The following is a 13662-nucleotide window of genomic DNA, read 5'->3' on the forward strand; positions in this document are numbered from 1 at the left end:
TTAGCTTGAGTTGTGAGGAGAATGCGCTATGTGTGGAATAGTTGGTGCAGTGGCTAATAACAATGTTGTTCCGATATTACTGGATGGATTATTACATCTGGAGTACCGCGGATATGATTCAGCCGGACTCGTTGTTACCTGCAACGGTCTGCAAAGACTGCGAACAACGGGCCGTGTAACCGAGTTGCAGAAGCTCGCACACGAAAAAAATACCCATGGCTTTGCCGGCATTGCCCATACCCGCTGGGCAACGCATGGCGCACCTTCCGAGCGCAATGCACACCCTCATTTTTCCGGAATGCCGGATTCATCGGCGCGGATAGCCGTTGTGCATAACGGCATCATTGAGAATCATGAAGTCATGCGAAAGCGTTTGCAGGCGGAAGGATATGAATTTGTTTCCGACACTGATACCGAAGTCATTGCGCATCTCATCGCGTTCAATCTCAAGCATACCGACGATTTGTTAACAGCAGTCTGCACTTCTATTGACGAACTGCAAGGCGCATACGCGATCGCTGTGATGGAAGAAGCCCGGCCGGAAAGAATTGTGGTAGCACGTAATGGCGCTCCATTACTGCTGGGATTGGGTGAAAGCGGTAATTATGCTGCTTCCGATGCTTCTGCGTTGTTAAAAGCGACCCGGAATATGATTTACCTGGAAGAAGGTGACGTAGCCGAACTGACTCGCGATGGGTATCGAATTGTGAATTGTCTGCATGGCAACTCGGTCAAGGAAGTCAAACGGACAGTACACGAGAGCAATCTTTCCAGCGAAGCGATCGAGCTCGGGCCTTATACCCATTACATGCAGAAAGAGATTTTCGAGCAACCGAGTGCGGTGGCGAATACCTTGGAAATGGTATTCAATGCGCAATCCATTTCGCCCAATTTGTTTGGCAGCGAGGCCGAGAAAGTATTCTCTCAAACCAGAAGTATTCTCATTCTGGCTTGCGGGACCAGCTATCATGCCGGACTGGTTGCGCGCTATTGGCTGGAAACCGTTGCCGGCCTGCCGTGCAACGTTGAGATCGCCAGCGAATACCGCTATCGCGATCCGATTGCGGATCCCCATACGTTGGTGGTTGGTATTTCGCAATCGGGTGAAACTGCGGATACATTGGCAGCGCTCAACTACGCAAAGAAACTGGGTCATCGGTATAGTCTGGCGATTTGCAATGTGCCGGAAAGCGCGTTGATACGCCAAACCGACTTGCGCTTTCTCACACGTGCCGGGCCCGAGATCGGTGTCGCCTCAACCAAAGCATTTACTACACAACTAGCTTCACTGCTGCTGCTGACTGTAACGTTGGCAAAAATGCGTCATAAATTATCCGCGCAAGACGAACAAGAGATGATCATGACGCTGCGTCATTTACCGATGGCTTTGCAACATGCGCTGCAAGTCGAACCGCAAGTACGTATTTGGGCGGAAAGATTTGCGCAAAAACGCCATGCATTATTTCTTGGGCGCGGCGTTCATTATCCTATCGCGATGGAAGGTGCGCTTAAACTTAAGGAAATTTCGTATATCCATGCCGAAGCCTACGCGGCTGGAGAGCTTAAACATGGGCCATTGGCATTGGTGGATGATGAAATGCCGGTTTTTGCGATAGCGCCCAACGATCAGTTGTTAGGGAAACTCAAGTCGAATTTGCAGGAAGTGCATGCCAGAGGTGGTGAATTGTATGTATTCGCAGATGCCGATTCGCAGATTACGCAGAGTGAAAATGAACATGTCATTCGTTTATCGGAACATGCCGGTTTGCTGAGTCCTATTTTGCATACCATACCGCTACAGTTGTTGGCGTATCATGTTGCCTTGGTGAAAGGCACCGATGTCGATAAACCGCGAAATCTGGCAAAAGCAGTGACGGTTGAATAAAAATTGTTCTTGCGTGCACCGGATCGGATTCAATAAAACTGTATACACACCACTGAACTGCTCTTTCTTCTGTCATTGTTTATAAAGTTTGATACTTTATCCATGGGATGCAGGGTGGTAATATAAAAATACTTAAACAAAAGGTATAGATAAATGGCGGGTCATAGTAAGTGGGCTAATATCAAGCATAAAAAAGCTGCGCAGGATGCTAAGCGTGGTAAAGTGTTTACGCGGCTTATCAAGGAGATAACCGTGGCTGCGCGCATGGGGGGCGGCGATCCGGACAGCAATCCGCGCTTACGTTTGGCGGTGGACAAGGCATACGATCAGAATATGCCTAAGGATAATGTCGAACGTGCAATTAAACGTGGCAGCGGCGCGCTGGATGGTGTCGATTATGAAGAAATCCGTTACGAGGGCTATGGGATCGCGGGTGCCGCCGTCATGGTGGATTGTATGACCGATAACCGTGTCCGCACGGTAGCCGATGTGCGGCATGCATTTACCAAATATGGCGGAAATTTAGGCACGGATGGATCCGTCAGTTTCTTATTCAAACATTGCGGGCAGTTGATTTTCGCTCCGGAAACCGATGAAGATAAACTGATTGAAGCCGCAGTGGAAGCCGGTGCAGAAGATGTGATCAGCAATGACGATGGCAGTATCGAAGTGATCACAGCGCCTTACGAATTTATCAATGTGAAGGTAGCGCTGGAAAAAGCCGGATTTAAAGCTGAACTGGCAGAGGTCACGATGAAACCCGGTAATGAAGCTGTTTTAACGGGCGATGATGCAGTAAAAATGCAGAAACTACTGGACGCCTTGGAAAATCTTGATGATGTGCAAAATGTTTACACTACGGCCGTACTTGATGAATAGAAATTCCGCCGATCAGCAGGTGATAAAATCCGCATTCTTGGCATAGATCCGGGTTTACGTATTACTGGTTTTGGCGTGATTGATAAAAGCGGGAGTAATCTAACCTACGTCAGTAGCGGCAGCGTCAAGACCTTGGCGGGCGAATTGCCTTCCCGTTTGAAGTTAATTCTGAATAACTTGAGTGAAGTCATTGCGCAGTATCAACCTGAGCATGTCGCCATCGAACAAGTTTTCGTCAATATCAATCCTAAAACTACCTTATTGCTTGGTCAGGCACGTGGTGCAGCTATTTGTGCCGCAGTCATGAATAATTTAACGGTGTCAGAGTATACCGCGTTGCAAATAAAACAAGCCGTGGTCGGGAATGGGCATGCAAAAAAAAACCAGGTGCAGGAGATGGTGGTGCGTTTGCTCAGATTGACCGGTAATCCCAGTGCCGATGCCGCGGACGCCTTGGCTTGCGCGATCTGTCATGCGCATGGCGGGCTCGGTTTTGGGAAAATTGCAACCACGGGTTACCGCATGAAACGGGGGCGTTTGGTGTGATCGGGCGATTAACTGGTGTATTGCTGGAAAAACATCCGCCGCAGGTTTTACTGGATGTGCAAGGGGTCGGGTACGAGATCGACGTGCCGATGAGCACTTTTTATGAGCTTCCGGCGCTTGGCGCGCAAATAACCTTGCATATACATTTGGTGATACGGGAAGATTTACATCTGTTATTCGGCTTTGCAACAGAACCGGAGCGGCAAACTTTCCGTCAGCTGATAAAAATTTCAGGTGTAGGCGCAAGAACCGCATTAGCAATTTTATCGGGGCTAAGTGTGCCGGATTTGCACCGTGCGGTCGTGGCTCAGGATAGTGCACGGCTAATCAAAGTACCCGGTATCGGCAAAAAAACGGCTGAACGTTTGTTGCTGGAGTTGCGCGATAAACTCGACTCCGCCGCGATCAGTCTGGACCAAACCCATTCTGTACCTATGCATGATAGTGACATACTCAATGCACTGTTATCGCTGGGTTATAATGATCGCGAGGCAGGTTGGGCGATTAAACAGATCTCTTCAACCGCAACGGTATCGGAAGGCATACGCCAAGCATTGCAGTTATTATCGAAGGAAAGGTAGCCGACTGAATGAGGAGTAGTGAATGATCGAAACGGATCGACTGGTTACCGCAATCACTTCATCATCGCAGGAAGAAATTCTGGAGCGCGCGTTACGCCCGAAACAACTGGAGGAATATGTCGGCCAGGAAAAAATACGCGGGCAGTTGCAGATTTTCATTGAAGCCGCAAGGAAGCGGCGCGAGGCGCTCGATCATGTGCTGTTGTTCGGTCCTCCGGGTTTAGGTAAAACTACCCTCGCGCATATTATCGCCAGGGAAATGGGTGTGAATCTGCGGCAAACTTCCGGCCCGGTTCTGGAACGGCCAGGTGATTTGGCCGCTTTGCTGACCAACCTGGAACCCAATGATGTATTGTTTATCGACGAGATTCACCGCTTATCGCCGATGGTTGAAGAAATTTTGTATCCAGCGCTGGAAGATTATCAGTTGGATATCATGATTGGTGAGGGACCGGCGGCACGATCGGTTAAGTTGGATTTGCCACCATTCACTTTGGTAGGCGCAACGACACGCGCCGGTATGCTAACTAATCCGTTACGCGATCGCTTTGGCATCGTTTCCCGGCTGGAGTTTTATACACCGGAAGAGCTGAGCAAAATAGTGAGCCGTTCCGCAGGATTGCTGAATGTGAAGATATCCCCGGATGGTGCGTTTGAAATTGCACGCCGCGCGCGTGGCACGCCACGGATAGTGAATCGATTGTTACGCCGGGTGCGTGATTACGCTGAAGTCAAAGCCGATGGACATGTAACACGTGTAGTGGCGGATGCGGCCTTAAGCATGTTGGATGTAGACGCCATAGGTCTGGATATCATGGATCGAAAATTATTGTTGGCGGTGCTGGAGAAATTTGGCGGCGGGCCAGTTGGTGTCGATAATCTCGCTGCAGCGATCAGTGAAGAAAGGGATACGATCGAAGATGTATTGGAGCCCTATTTAATCCAGCAGGGGTTCCTGAAACGGACACCGAGAGGCCGGATGGCAACAGCGGCTACGTATCAGCATTTTGGTATTACCTTGCCCAGAGACGAGCTCAGTAATGGTCTGCGGGAAGAAAATAATTCATAGTTATTTGTTTTGGTATCTCAAAATTTATGCAAATCCATACATTACGCATCATCGTCGCTATTTTGCTGACATCGGTTGTCATGTTGTATTTTTATACGGATCGTGAAAAGAGCTACTACACTAAGGCTGCGGAACCGGCTGTTGCTCAGATTCTCACTGAAATTTCCAGTTGGGAAAAACAAAAATTGCTGCTTCACTTGGCGCCGGAAGCCAAGCAAACAATCAATGATGAGCAACTGGATGAATTGTTAAAACTTTATCGCGGTTTTGGCCGATTTCAATCCATTCAGGAACTTAATTTTTCGCGCACGGTGAGCGCATTCTCGCTGATGGGTGAAAAGCGAATCAATTACTCCGGCATAGCTAAATTTGATGTAGGCCTTGTCAATTTGAATATTACTCTGATTGAACGTGGCGGATTTTTTCTTGTTTATAACTTTACTTTGGCAAAAGCCAAGTAAGAATAATGTAATTAAAAGATTGACATAATCCATGCTATGATAGTTTGAACTATATTTTGGATATAGTAGTCATAGCGGTCGTTAGAGGATAGTTTTGTATGAATTTCACAAGGGAGGCTATTTAAATGAATCAAAATTACTCGACAGTTGCGCAAAGATCTACGTCTGCAATTGCAACAAATAAGGTGCTGCGTAATACCTATTTGCTTTTATCCATGACATTGTTGTTCAGCGGATTTACTGCTGCGCTTTCAATGATGATGAATACGCCACCGATGACCTATTTAATATCTGTTATCGGCGGTATGGTAATCGCCATGTTTGTGTTACCGCGTTTTGCCAATTCACCGGCGGGCATTGGAATCGTTTTTTTGATTACCGGTATGCTGGGATTTGGGTTGGGGCCAGTGCTGAGCATGTATGCATCTCTGCCTAATGGCGGGAATATCATTACGTTGTCGTTAGCTGGCACGGGTGTTATATTTATAGGCTTGTCCGCGTACGCATTGGCTACAAAAAAAGACTTCAGCTTTTTGGGCGGATTTTTGATGGTGGGTTTCCTGCTGGTATTGTTGGCAGCGCTGGCTAATATTTTTCTGCAGATACCGGCCATGTCATTAATGATTTCCGCAGTTGTCATCATGATAATGAGCGGTTTTATTCTGTACGACACCAGCCGCATTATTCATGGTGGAGAAACCAATTATGTATTGGCTACGATTGGACTGTACATGACAATTTTTAATATTTTTATCAGTTTGCTGCAAATATTGGGAATTATGAGCAACGATGATTAATTCCTAAGTTCGTTTGTTTTAGGCATTTGAAGCCCCGGTTTAGCCGGGGCTTTGTTTTGGAACGAGTGTCCAGGTTAATTCGGGATCAATTATGGATTGGATGGAAATTATTTCTGCTTTGGCATTAATCGCGTTCATTATCTTTTTATTTCCGGCAGCCCGGGAAATGATAAAAAACAACCCGCAGGGAACATCGTCCGATTGGATGAGTTTTGTCATTCCTATAATAGCTATAGCCTTATTTGTCACATTTTTGGTAATGTTGGTGTAACTCTAATTTTGTCGTGGGTAGGTAGAATTTCAGTCAAAGAAAATTTCAGATTGGAATGTGGTGGTGATGCATTTTAACGTAGCACTTGTATCAATAATTAAGATGAAATTTTCTGCTTTATGCGGCGTTTCTTAGTAGTGTTCTTAGGGCAATACCATTTTATAAGCATGGGAATATTGCTATAAAAATCATGATTTTTCCTTGTTTGAGCAGCGGTGGCATGCTAGAATTTCCATTCGATTAATTAGCATGTAGAAGATATCTATAACTAAGAAAATCTAAGTTGCGGATAATTAGGAAATTCGGCCAAGGAAATTTAATTAGCGTCAATCATGGTGTGGTTTTAACAAAGTAAGATTCTGGCGTATGACTTCCGTTAGCTGGCTGAACAAAAAAGCGTGCAGGTAGGTGGCGTTCTTGGTTGTACCTAGATCTGTAAAATTAGTAATCATGTGGGGGGGAAATATGAGAAGTAAATCAGTAGTAACGCTGTCTGGAATATCCGCTCTTGCTTTGTACTCAAGCATGGCGGTGGGATCTAAATATAATTTTCCAGAACCGCAGAGTGTCATAGCAAGAGATATCTACGATCAGCACATTTTGCTTATGTGGATTTGTTTGGCTATATTCATAGCCGTTTTTGGGGTTATGTTTTATTCGATACTCAAACATAGAAAGTCTTTGGGTTATAAAGCGGCGAATTTTCATCACAGTACAGCCGTTGAGTTTATTTGGACCATCATACCTTGTATCATTTTGATTGCGATGGCTTATCCTGCAACAAAAACAGTGATTGCAATGAAAGATACATCAAGTCCTGATATGACCATTAAAGCAACTGGCTATCAATGGATGTGGGGTTATGATTATCTCCAAGGTGAGGGCGAGGGTATTAGTTTCTATAGCAAGCTTTCGACACCGCCCGCTCAAGTTGAGAATAAAGCGCCTAAAGGCGAGAACTATCTGCTGGAAGTGGATAATCGTGTAGTGGTGCCAGTTGGAAAAAAAGTGCGCGTTATACTGACAGCAAACGATGTGATTCATGCATGGTGGGTACCAGCATTGGGTATCAAGCAGGATGCTGTGCCGGGTTTTATTCGTGATACATGGTTCACGGCGGATAAACCAGGGATTTATCGTGGTCAGTGTGCCGAATTGTGTGGTAAAGATCATGGATTTATGCCGATTGTGGTAGAAGTCATGGAAGCAGGTGAATATTCGAAATGGGCGGCCGCTCAGTTGAATGCATCTGCAGTTAAAACATCAATGCATGTAGAAAATAAGTAAAAGGAGATAATTATGGCAGCAGTACATGGTGACGCACACGGTCACGGACATGATGATCATCATCCCAGTGGGATAATGCGTTGGGTTAGAACGACCAATCATAAAGATATTGGTACGATGTACCTATGGTTCAGTTTTACCATGTTTCTTGTGGGCGGTTTTTTGGCTATGGGTATTCGAGCAGAGCTATACCAGCCAGGGATTCAAATCTTAGAACCTGAATTATTTAATCAATTTACGACTCTTCATGGCTTAATTATGGTGTTTGGCGCCATTATGCCGGCTTTCGTGGGCTTTGCGAACTGGCAAGTGCCGTTAATGATCGGCGCGCCAGATATGGCATTTGCGCGCATGAATAACTGGAGTTTTTGGTTATTGCCTGTAGCGGGAACTTTGCTTGTTAGTTCGTTCTTTGTGCCAGGTGGCGCAGCAGCGGGCGGTTGGACTTTTTATCCGCCACTATCAGTACAAGGTGGTTTGGGTGTTGATCTGATGATTTTCTCAGTGCATATCTTGGGAGCATCCTCAATCATGGGTTCGATCAATATCATAACGACCATTTTGAATATGCGCGCGCCTGGTATGACGCTGATGAAGATGCCGATGTTTGTGTGGACATGGTTAATTACCGCTTATTTGCTGGTATTGGTAATGCCAGTGTTAGCAGGTGTGGTAACCATGTTGTTGACCGATCGTCATTTCGGCACAAGCTTCTTCAATGCAGCTGGCGGTGGTGACCCAGTAATGTTCCAGCATATTTTCTGGTTTTTTGGTCATCCAGAAGTTTACATTATGATTTTGCCAGCGTTCGGGATTGTTTCTGAAATTATTCCAACGTTCTCACGTAAACCGTTATTTGGTTATTCATCAATGGTTTATGCTACTGCGTCGATCGCTATTTTGTCGTGTGTAGTTTGGGCGCATCATATGTTTACAGCCGGTATGCCAACCGTTGGTCAGTTGTTCTTTATGTATGCAACGATGTTGATTGCAGTACCAACAGGGGTGAAAGTATTTAACTGGACAGCAACAATGTGGCGCGGATCAATGTCTTTCGAGACACCAATGTTATTTGCAATAGGTTTTATTTTCTTGTTTGTAATCGGTGGATTCAGTGGCGTTATTTGCGCAATCGTACCGATTGATATTCAAGTGCAAGATACCTACTATGTCATTGCACATTTCCATTATGTGTTAGTTTCAGGTGCATTATTCTCATTGTTCGCAGGTGTATATTATTGGCTGCCAAAATGGACCGGTCATATGTACAGCGAAACATTGGGTAAAGCACATTTCTGGTTGTCAATGTTCTTCTTCAATCTGACATTCTTTGTTCAGCATTTCTTAGGTTTAGCTGGAATGCCACGTAGAATTCCGGATTACAATATCCAATTTGCCGATTTCAATATGATTTCAAGTATCGGTGCGTTTGGATTTGGATTGACACAATTGCTTTTCTTGTACATTGTGATTAATTGCATTCGTAGTGGAGAAAAAGCGCCACAAATGCCGTGGGATGGTGCAACGACTTTGGAATGGACACACTTGCCTTCACCGGCTCCATACCATAGTTTTGAAACACCACCTATCGTTAAGTAAATGGAGTAGTTAGGAAATCTTATGTCACAGGAAACGGATCTGAAGCGCAAAAAAATTAGAACAGCAATGTTTCTATTAATGACTGTATTAGCGCTTTATATAACGGTAATCATAAAACAATGGGATTGATAAATAGCAATTCTAGAGCGAACGTGCTGATGTTTAAGAAGCTAATGATTTTCTCATTAGTGATGTTCGTATTTGGTTATGCATTAGTCCCATTTTATGAGAAGTTTTGTGAAGTAACCGGAATTAATAATCTGTTGCAGCCAGATGTTCTAACTAAAGATAACTGGGTGGATGAAACGCGTTGGGTCACAATTGAGTTTGATGCCAATATAAGAGGATTACCTTGGCAATTCAAGCCTCTTCAATCGAGCGCTCGCATTCATCCAGGAGAGCCGATTACTGTGATGTATGAAATTACAAACAGCTCAAATCGTGAGATAGCGGGACAAGCAATACCTAGTTATAGTCCACGGTTTTTGGAAAAACATTTAAAGAAATTTGAGTGTTTTTGCTTTACAAAGCAAGTGCTGAAAGCGAATGAAACAAGGCAAATGCCGGTTCAATTTGTAGTTGAACCGGGATTGCCAGCCGATGTGGATACTGTGACGATTTCATACACTTTTTTTGAATTACCAGATGGTGGTAGTACGACCAAAAAATAGGGGATAGAAGTTGAACAATGTTACTGATAAACAAACCAGTGGAACAATTTGGCAAGTTGCAAAAGCAGTAATGTTCGCCTTTATGGGAATACGAAAAAAAAGTGATCTTGAAAAAGATGCGGCAACGTTGAAGCCAGTTCAATTAATCATCGGCGGAATTATAGGTGGTGCACTTTTTGTAATAAGCGTGATGCTTTTAGTCAGATTAGTTGTTAGTTAGAATTTGAGAAAAACATAAAAGTAGGAGGAGAGAAGAATGAGTCAAGAATCAGGACATTATTACGTCCCAGCTCCATCGTCATATCCAATTATTGGATCAACGGCGATTTTGTTTATGGGATCAGGCGCAGCTCTGACCATGAATAAAATAGAGCTAGGTTACGGTCTATTAGCGATAGGTTTTGCAATTTTAATTTATATGTTGTTTGGTTGGTTTGGAACAGTAGCCAGAGAAAGTGAGAGTGGTAAATATGGGGAGCAAGTGGATCGCTCTTTTCGTTGGGGAATGAGTTGGTTCATCTTTACTGAAGTTATGTTTTTCTGCGCATTCTTCGGCGCGTTGTGGTACATGCGCAACCTTTCGATACCATGGTTGCAAGAAGAAAGCACAGTGTTAGGTAATTCTTTCTGGTCAACCTATGACGGTACATGGCCGACAGCTGGTCCAGGCGTGCATGAGAAATTTACATCGATGGGTGCATGGGGATTGCCAGCATTTAATACAATGTTGCTTTTAACGTCAGGCGTTACAGTTACATTTGCGCACTGGAGACTGAAAGAAAACAGACGTGACGGACTGAAATTATGGTTGCTGGCGACTATATTCTTAGGTGCATTATTTATTGGATGTCAAGCATACGAATATATTCATGCATATAATGATTTGAATCTGAAATTGACATCAGGTGCATACGGTTCTACTTTTTTCATGTTGACCGGATTCCATGGCTTCCATGTGACAATCGGTACGATTATGCTGATTGTGATTTATTTCCGAAGCGTAGCAGGTCATTTTACGCCAGAACATCATTTTGGCTTTGAAGGTGTGGCATGGTACTGGCACTTTGTTGACGTGGTATGGCTTGGATTGTTTGTGTTTGTGTATCTGATGTAAATTATTCAGTCATAGCAAGTTAAGATTCCAGCCTTTGCACCGAAAAAGTTGTGAATTTCAAGTTAAAGTGAAAGCGCAGCAATAAAGTGTGTAAACGGCTGGAATCTTTGTTTAAACGATTAACTAATCAACAATTTAGATTGCAGCTTTCAATAAAAATATCGGATTCCGGTAGTTCATTCAGAAGCAATTCACAATTCATATAGCAATATTCAAATAAAATGAATCTATTGGGGTATCGCTTTGAACCAAAACTGTGGGCAATTGCAATCACGATTGTTTCTGTAATAATTTTTATTGAGTTGGGTAAATGGCAATTATCGCGTGCAGAAGAAAAAAGTGCGCAATTTGAGCAATTGGAACAATACGCAAAACAGCCCGCAGTTTTATTGCCTGGTACTTTGGTAAAGTTAAAAGATTTTCAATATCGTGATGTGGAGGTAAGTGGTGAATACTTACCGGAGCATACAATTTATCTGGATAACAAAACATACCATGGTCGAGCAGGCTACCACATTATCACGCCGCTTAAAATTTTGAACAGCGCGCTTTATGTGATAGTAAATAGAGGTTGGGTTGCAACAGGATCGGATCGGTCAGTATTACCTGCCGTCGCGGAAGTACGTGGTGAAGTAAAAATTACAGGAATTGCAACGTCGCCTGAAATCAGAACGCTCGAGATTTCGGATAGAGCTAATGAAGGACAGGTGTGGGATAATTTCGACATACAGCGGTATCAAGAAATTACTGGTTTAACATTGCAGCCGCTGATGCTTCTACAGAAAAGTGAAGAAAAAGACGGATTGATACGAGATTGGAGTAAGCCTGATTCGGGTGCTTCTAAAAATATCGGTTATGCGATTCAATGGTTTTCATTAGCTGCGACAGCAGTAATTATTTTCATAGTGTTGAATGTCAAACGAAAAAATTCAAAAAACAAATAGACGTAAGTTTTTATTATTGCTAGCACTAATGTGTTCTCCGGTAATAATTTCATATGCACTCTATTTCTTCGAATATAGACCTATTAGTACACATTATGGTGATTTGCTGCCTATTGTGAAGGTTACGGGAAAAGGTACAAATCTTACAGATAACACGATTCTACGCATGAAGGATTTGCATGGTAAATGGGTATTAGTCACGGTAGATTCTGGTCATTGCGATGAAGCGTGCAAAGAAAAATTATATTTCATGCGTCAAGTAAGACTTGTGCAAGGAAAACAAAAACATCGGATCGAGCGGTTATGGCTCATAAATGACGATAGTGCACCCGATGCTGAACTTATTAAAGAATATGAAGGCATGTTTTTTGTGAATGCTGAAAATAGTGAAATTTTAAGTTTTATAGAAAATGCTGAAACGCAAACAAAACATATTTATCTCATCGATCCGATGGGTAATTTAATGATGCGATTTCCAGAAAAAGTTAATGGAACCAAAATGGGGCAGGATTTAAAAAGACTGCTGCACGTATCACAGATAGAACATTAAGACTGGCAGTTTTCTCCTCGTAGAAAACTATGTAACTAATAAATAAAAAATATTCGATTTGCAAGGAGGTTAATAAGATGGCTATCAGTATGGCGTTGAATGAAACAGCAACACGAATCAACCAGTTTTATCGACTGACAAAACCGCGTGTTGTATCTCTCATCGTATTTACCGCTGTTATAGGGATGTTTATGGCTGTTCCAGGTGCTGTACCTTTAGATATTTTGCTATTGGGCACCATCGGTATTGCACTGGTTGCAGGGGCCGCGGCCGCATTGAATTGCTTAGTTGAACAAAAAATGGATGCTGTTATGGCCCGGACAAAGGGTCGTCCGTTACCGCAAGGTAAAGTAAGTGTGCCAGAAACACTGTTTTTCCTGATGATTGTTGGCGGCACAGGACTCTTCATATTATATGAATGGGTAAATGAATTGACCATGTGGCTGACATTAGGCACTTTTGTAGGTTATGCCATTATTTATACTGTAATTCTGAAACCACTGACACCACAAAATATCGTAATTGGCGGCGCATCAGGCGCTATGCCTCCGGTACTTGGATGGACAGCGGTGACTGGAGAGATCGCAAGTGATGCGTTATTACTCTTTCTGATTATTTTTGCATGGACTCCGCCCCATTTTTGGGCCCTTGCGTTATATAGAAAGAATGAATATGCCTCAATTGGCATGCCAATGTTGCCAGTGACACATGGCGACCAGTTCACAAAATTGCAGGTATTGTTGTATACCGTTATTCTGTGTGTAGTCACCTTTCTGCCATACGTAACTCAAATGAGCGGAATGATCTATTTGGTGAGTTCAACGATATTAAATGGCATTTTTATGTACTACGCCATAGAGATTTATCGTAATTACAGCGATCAACTGGCTCGTGAAGCATTCCGCTACTCGATACTTTATTTAGCGCTGCTGTTTGTTGCGTTGCTTATGGATCACTATTTCTTTTTTTAGATGAGCAACTAAGCTGCGCCTGTGATATTTGATAAGC

15 protein-coding genes are annotated in these 13662 nt (G+C 43.6%); all 15 read left to right on the forward strand.

The genetic code is table 11. The features are described 5' to 3' along the window. Positions 1–28 precede the first annotated feature (28 nt). The 15 genes from glmS (at position 29) to cyoE (ending at position 13625) form a co-directional block, all read left to right on the forward strand. Positions 29–1885: a glutamine--fructose-6-phosphate transaminase (isomerizing) gene (gene glmS, locus R2103_RS01155; protein WP_317529746.1), complete on the forward strand. Its 1857-nt coding sequence runs from the start codon at positions 29–31 to the stop codon at positions 1883–1885. Positions 1886–2038: 153 nt separating this feature from the next. Continuing rightward, positions 2039–2764 carry a YebC/PmpR family DNA-binding transcriptional regulator gene (locus R2103_RS01160; RefSeq protein WP_317529747.1) on the forward strand — a complete coding sequence of 242 codons (726 nt, stop codon included), beginning with the start codon at positions 2039–2041 and terminating at the stop codon, positions 2762–2764. 27 nt (positions 2765–2791) lie between these two features. Then, positions 2792–3310 (forward strand): crossover junction endodeoxyribonuclease RuvC, encoded by a 519-nt coding sequence (gene ruvC, locus R2103_RS01165; RefSeq protein WP_317532037.1) that lies wholly within the window; start codon positions 2792–2794, stop codon positions 3308–3310. Then, positions 3307–3891: a Holliday junction branch migration protein RuvA gene (gene ruvA / locus R2103_RS01170; protein WP_317529748.1), complete on the forward strand. Its 585-nt coding sequence runs from the start codon at positions 3307–3309 to the stop codon at positions 3889–3891. Before ruvC ends, ruvA begins: the two co-directional genes overlap by 4 nt. Positions 3892–3913: 22 nt before the next feature. After that, the gene (gene ruvB / locus R2103_RS01175) at positions 3914–4960 is read left to right on the forward strand and encodes a Holliday junction branch migration DNA helicase RuvB (protein WP_317529749.1); all 1047 of its coding nucleotides are present in this window, start codon (positions 3914–3916) and stop codon (positions 4958–4960) included. A gap of 26 nt (positions 4961–4986) precedes the next feature. Further along, entirely contained in the window at positions 4987–5421 is a 435-nt protein-coding gene (locus R2103_RS01180; protein WP_317529750.1) for a hypothetical protein, read from the forward strand. Between the two features lie 125 nt (positions 5422–5546). Continuing rightward, complete coding sequence (locus tag R2103_RS01185) at positions 5547–6218, forward strand: Bax inhibitor-1/YccA family protein (protein WP_317529751.1); 672 nt, start codon at positions 5547–5549, stop codon at positions 6216–6218. A 736-nt stretch (positions 6219–6954) separates the two neighbouring features. After that, positions 6955–7776 carry a cytochrome c oxidase subunit II gene (gene coxB / locus R2103_RS01190; RefSeq protein WP_317529752.1) on the forward strand — a complete coding sequence of 274 codons (822 nt, stop codon included), beginning with the start codon at positions 6955–6957 and terminating at the stop codon, positions 7774–7776. A 12-nt stretch (positions 7777–7788) separates the two neighbouring features. Further along, positions 7789–9375: a cytochrome c oxidase subunit I gene (gene ctaD, locus R2103_RS01195; protein ID WP_317529753.1), complete on the forward strand. Its 1587-nt coding sequence runs from the start codon at positions 7789–7791 to the stop codon at positions 9373–9375. Between the two features lie 119 nt (positions 9376–9494). Then, on the forward strand, positions 9495–10046 hold the full coding sequence (locus R2103_RS01200) for a cytochrome c oxidase assembly protein (protein WP_317529754.1): 552 nt from the start codon (positions 9495–9497) through the stop codon (positions 10044–10046). A 10-nt stretch (positions 10047–10056) separates the two neighbouring features. After that, on the forward strand, positions 10057–10266 hold the full coding sequence (locus R2103_RS01205) for a DUF2970 domain-containing protein (RefSeq protein WP_090317714.1): 210 nt from the start codon (positions 10057–10059) through the stop codon (positions 10264–10266). A gap of 36 nt (positions 10267–10302) precedes the next feature. Then, positions 10303–11160: a cytochrome c oxidase subunit 3 gene (locus tag R2103_RS01210; RefSeq protein ID WP_317529755.1), complete on the forward strand. Its 858-nt coding sequence runs from the start codon at positions 10303–10305 to the stop codon at positions 11158–11160. A 221-nt stretch (positions 11161–11381) separates the two neighbouring features. Further along, positions 11382–12104 (forward strand): SURF1 family protein, encoded by a 723-nt coding sequence (locus R2103_RS01215; protein ID WP_317529756.1) that lies wholly within the window; start codon positions 11382–11384, stop codon positions 12102–12104. Further along, positions 12073–12654: a hypothetical protein gene (locus tag R2103_RS01220; protein ID WP_317529757.1), complete on the forward strand. Its 582-nt coding sequence runs from the start codon at positions 12073–12075 to the stop codon at positions 12652–12654. The genes R2103_RS01215 and R2103_RS01220 overlap by 32 nt, the downstream gene beginning before the upstream one ends. Before the next feature lie 77 nt (positions 12655–12731). After that, positions 12732–13625: a heme o synthase gene (gene cyoE, locus R2103_RS01225; RefSeq protein WP_317529758.1), complete on the forward strand. Its 894-nt coding sequence runs from the start codon at positions 12732–12734 to the stop codon at positions 13623–13625. Positions 13626–13662 lie beyond the last annotated feature (37 nt).

It is taken from the genome of Nitrosomonas sp. Is24, from assembly GCF_033063335.1.
Classification (GTDB): Bacteria; Pseudomonadota; Gammaproteobacteria; order Burkholderiales; family Nitrosomonadaceae; genus Nitrosomonas.

Bases quoted from the DNA above. Each gene is read 5' to 3' on its own strand.
- glmS (WP_317529746.1), top strand. From the start codon at position 29: ATGTGTGGAATAGTTGGTGCAGTGGCTAATAACAATGTTGTTCCGATA.
- R2103_RS01160 (WP_317529747.1), top strand. From the start codon at position 2,039: ATGGCGGGTCATAGTAAGTGGGCTAATATCAAGCATAAAAAAGCTGCG.
- ruvB (WP_317529749.1), top strand. From the start codon at position 3,914: ATGATCGAAACGGATCGACTGGTTACCGCAATCACTTCATCATCGCAG.
- R2103_RS01180 (WP_317529750.1), top strand. From the start codon at position 4,987: ATGCAAATCCATACATTACGCATCATCGTCGCTATTTTGCTGACATCG.
- R2103_RS01185 (WP_317529751.1), top strand. From the start codon at position 5,547: ATGAATCAAAATTACTCGACAGTTGCGCAAAGATCTACGTCTGCAATT.
- coxB (WP_317529752.1), top strand. From the start codon at position 6,955: ATGAGAAGTAAATCAGTAGTAACGCTGTCTGGAATATCCGCTCTTGCT.
- ctaD (WP_317529753.1), top strand. From the start codon at position 7,789: ATGGCAGCAGTACATGGTGACGCACACGGTCACGGACATGATGATCAT.
- R2103_RS01200 (WP_317529754.1), top strand. From the start codon at position 9,495: ATGGGATTGATAAATAGCAATTCTAGAGCGAACGTGCTGATGTTTAAG.
- R2103_RS01210 (WP_317529755.1), top strand. From the start codon at position 10,303: ATGAGTCAAGAATCAGGACATTATTACGTCCCAGCTCCATCGTCATAT.
- R2103_RS01215 (WP_317529756.1), top strand. From the start codon at position 11,382: ATGAATCTATTGGGGTATCGCTTTGAACCAAAACTGTGGGCAATTGCA.
- R2103_RS01220 (WP_317529757.1), top strand. From the start codon at position 12,073: ATGTCAAACGAAAAAATTCAAAAAACAAATAGACGTAAGTTTTTATTA.
- cyoE (WP_317529758.1), top strand. From the start codon at position 12,732: ATGGCTATCAGTATGGCGTTGAATGAAACAGCAACACGAATCAACCAG.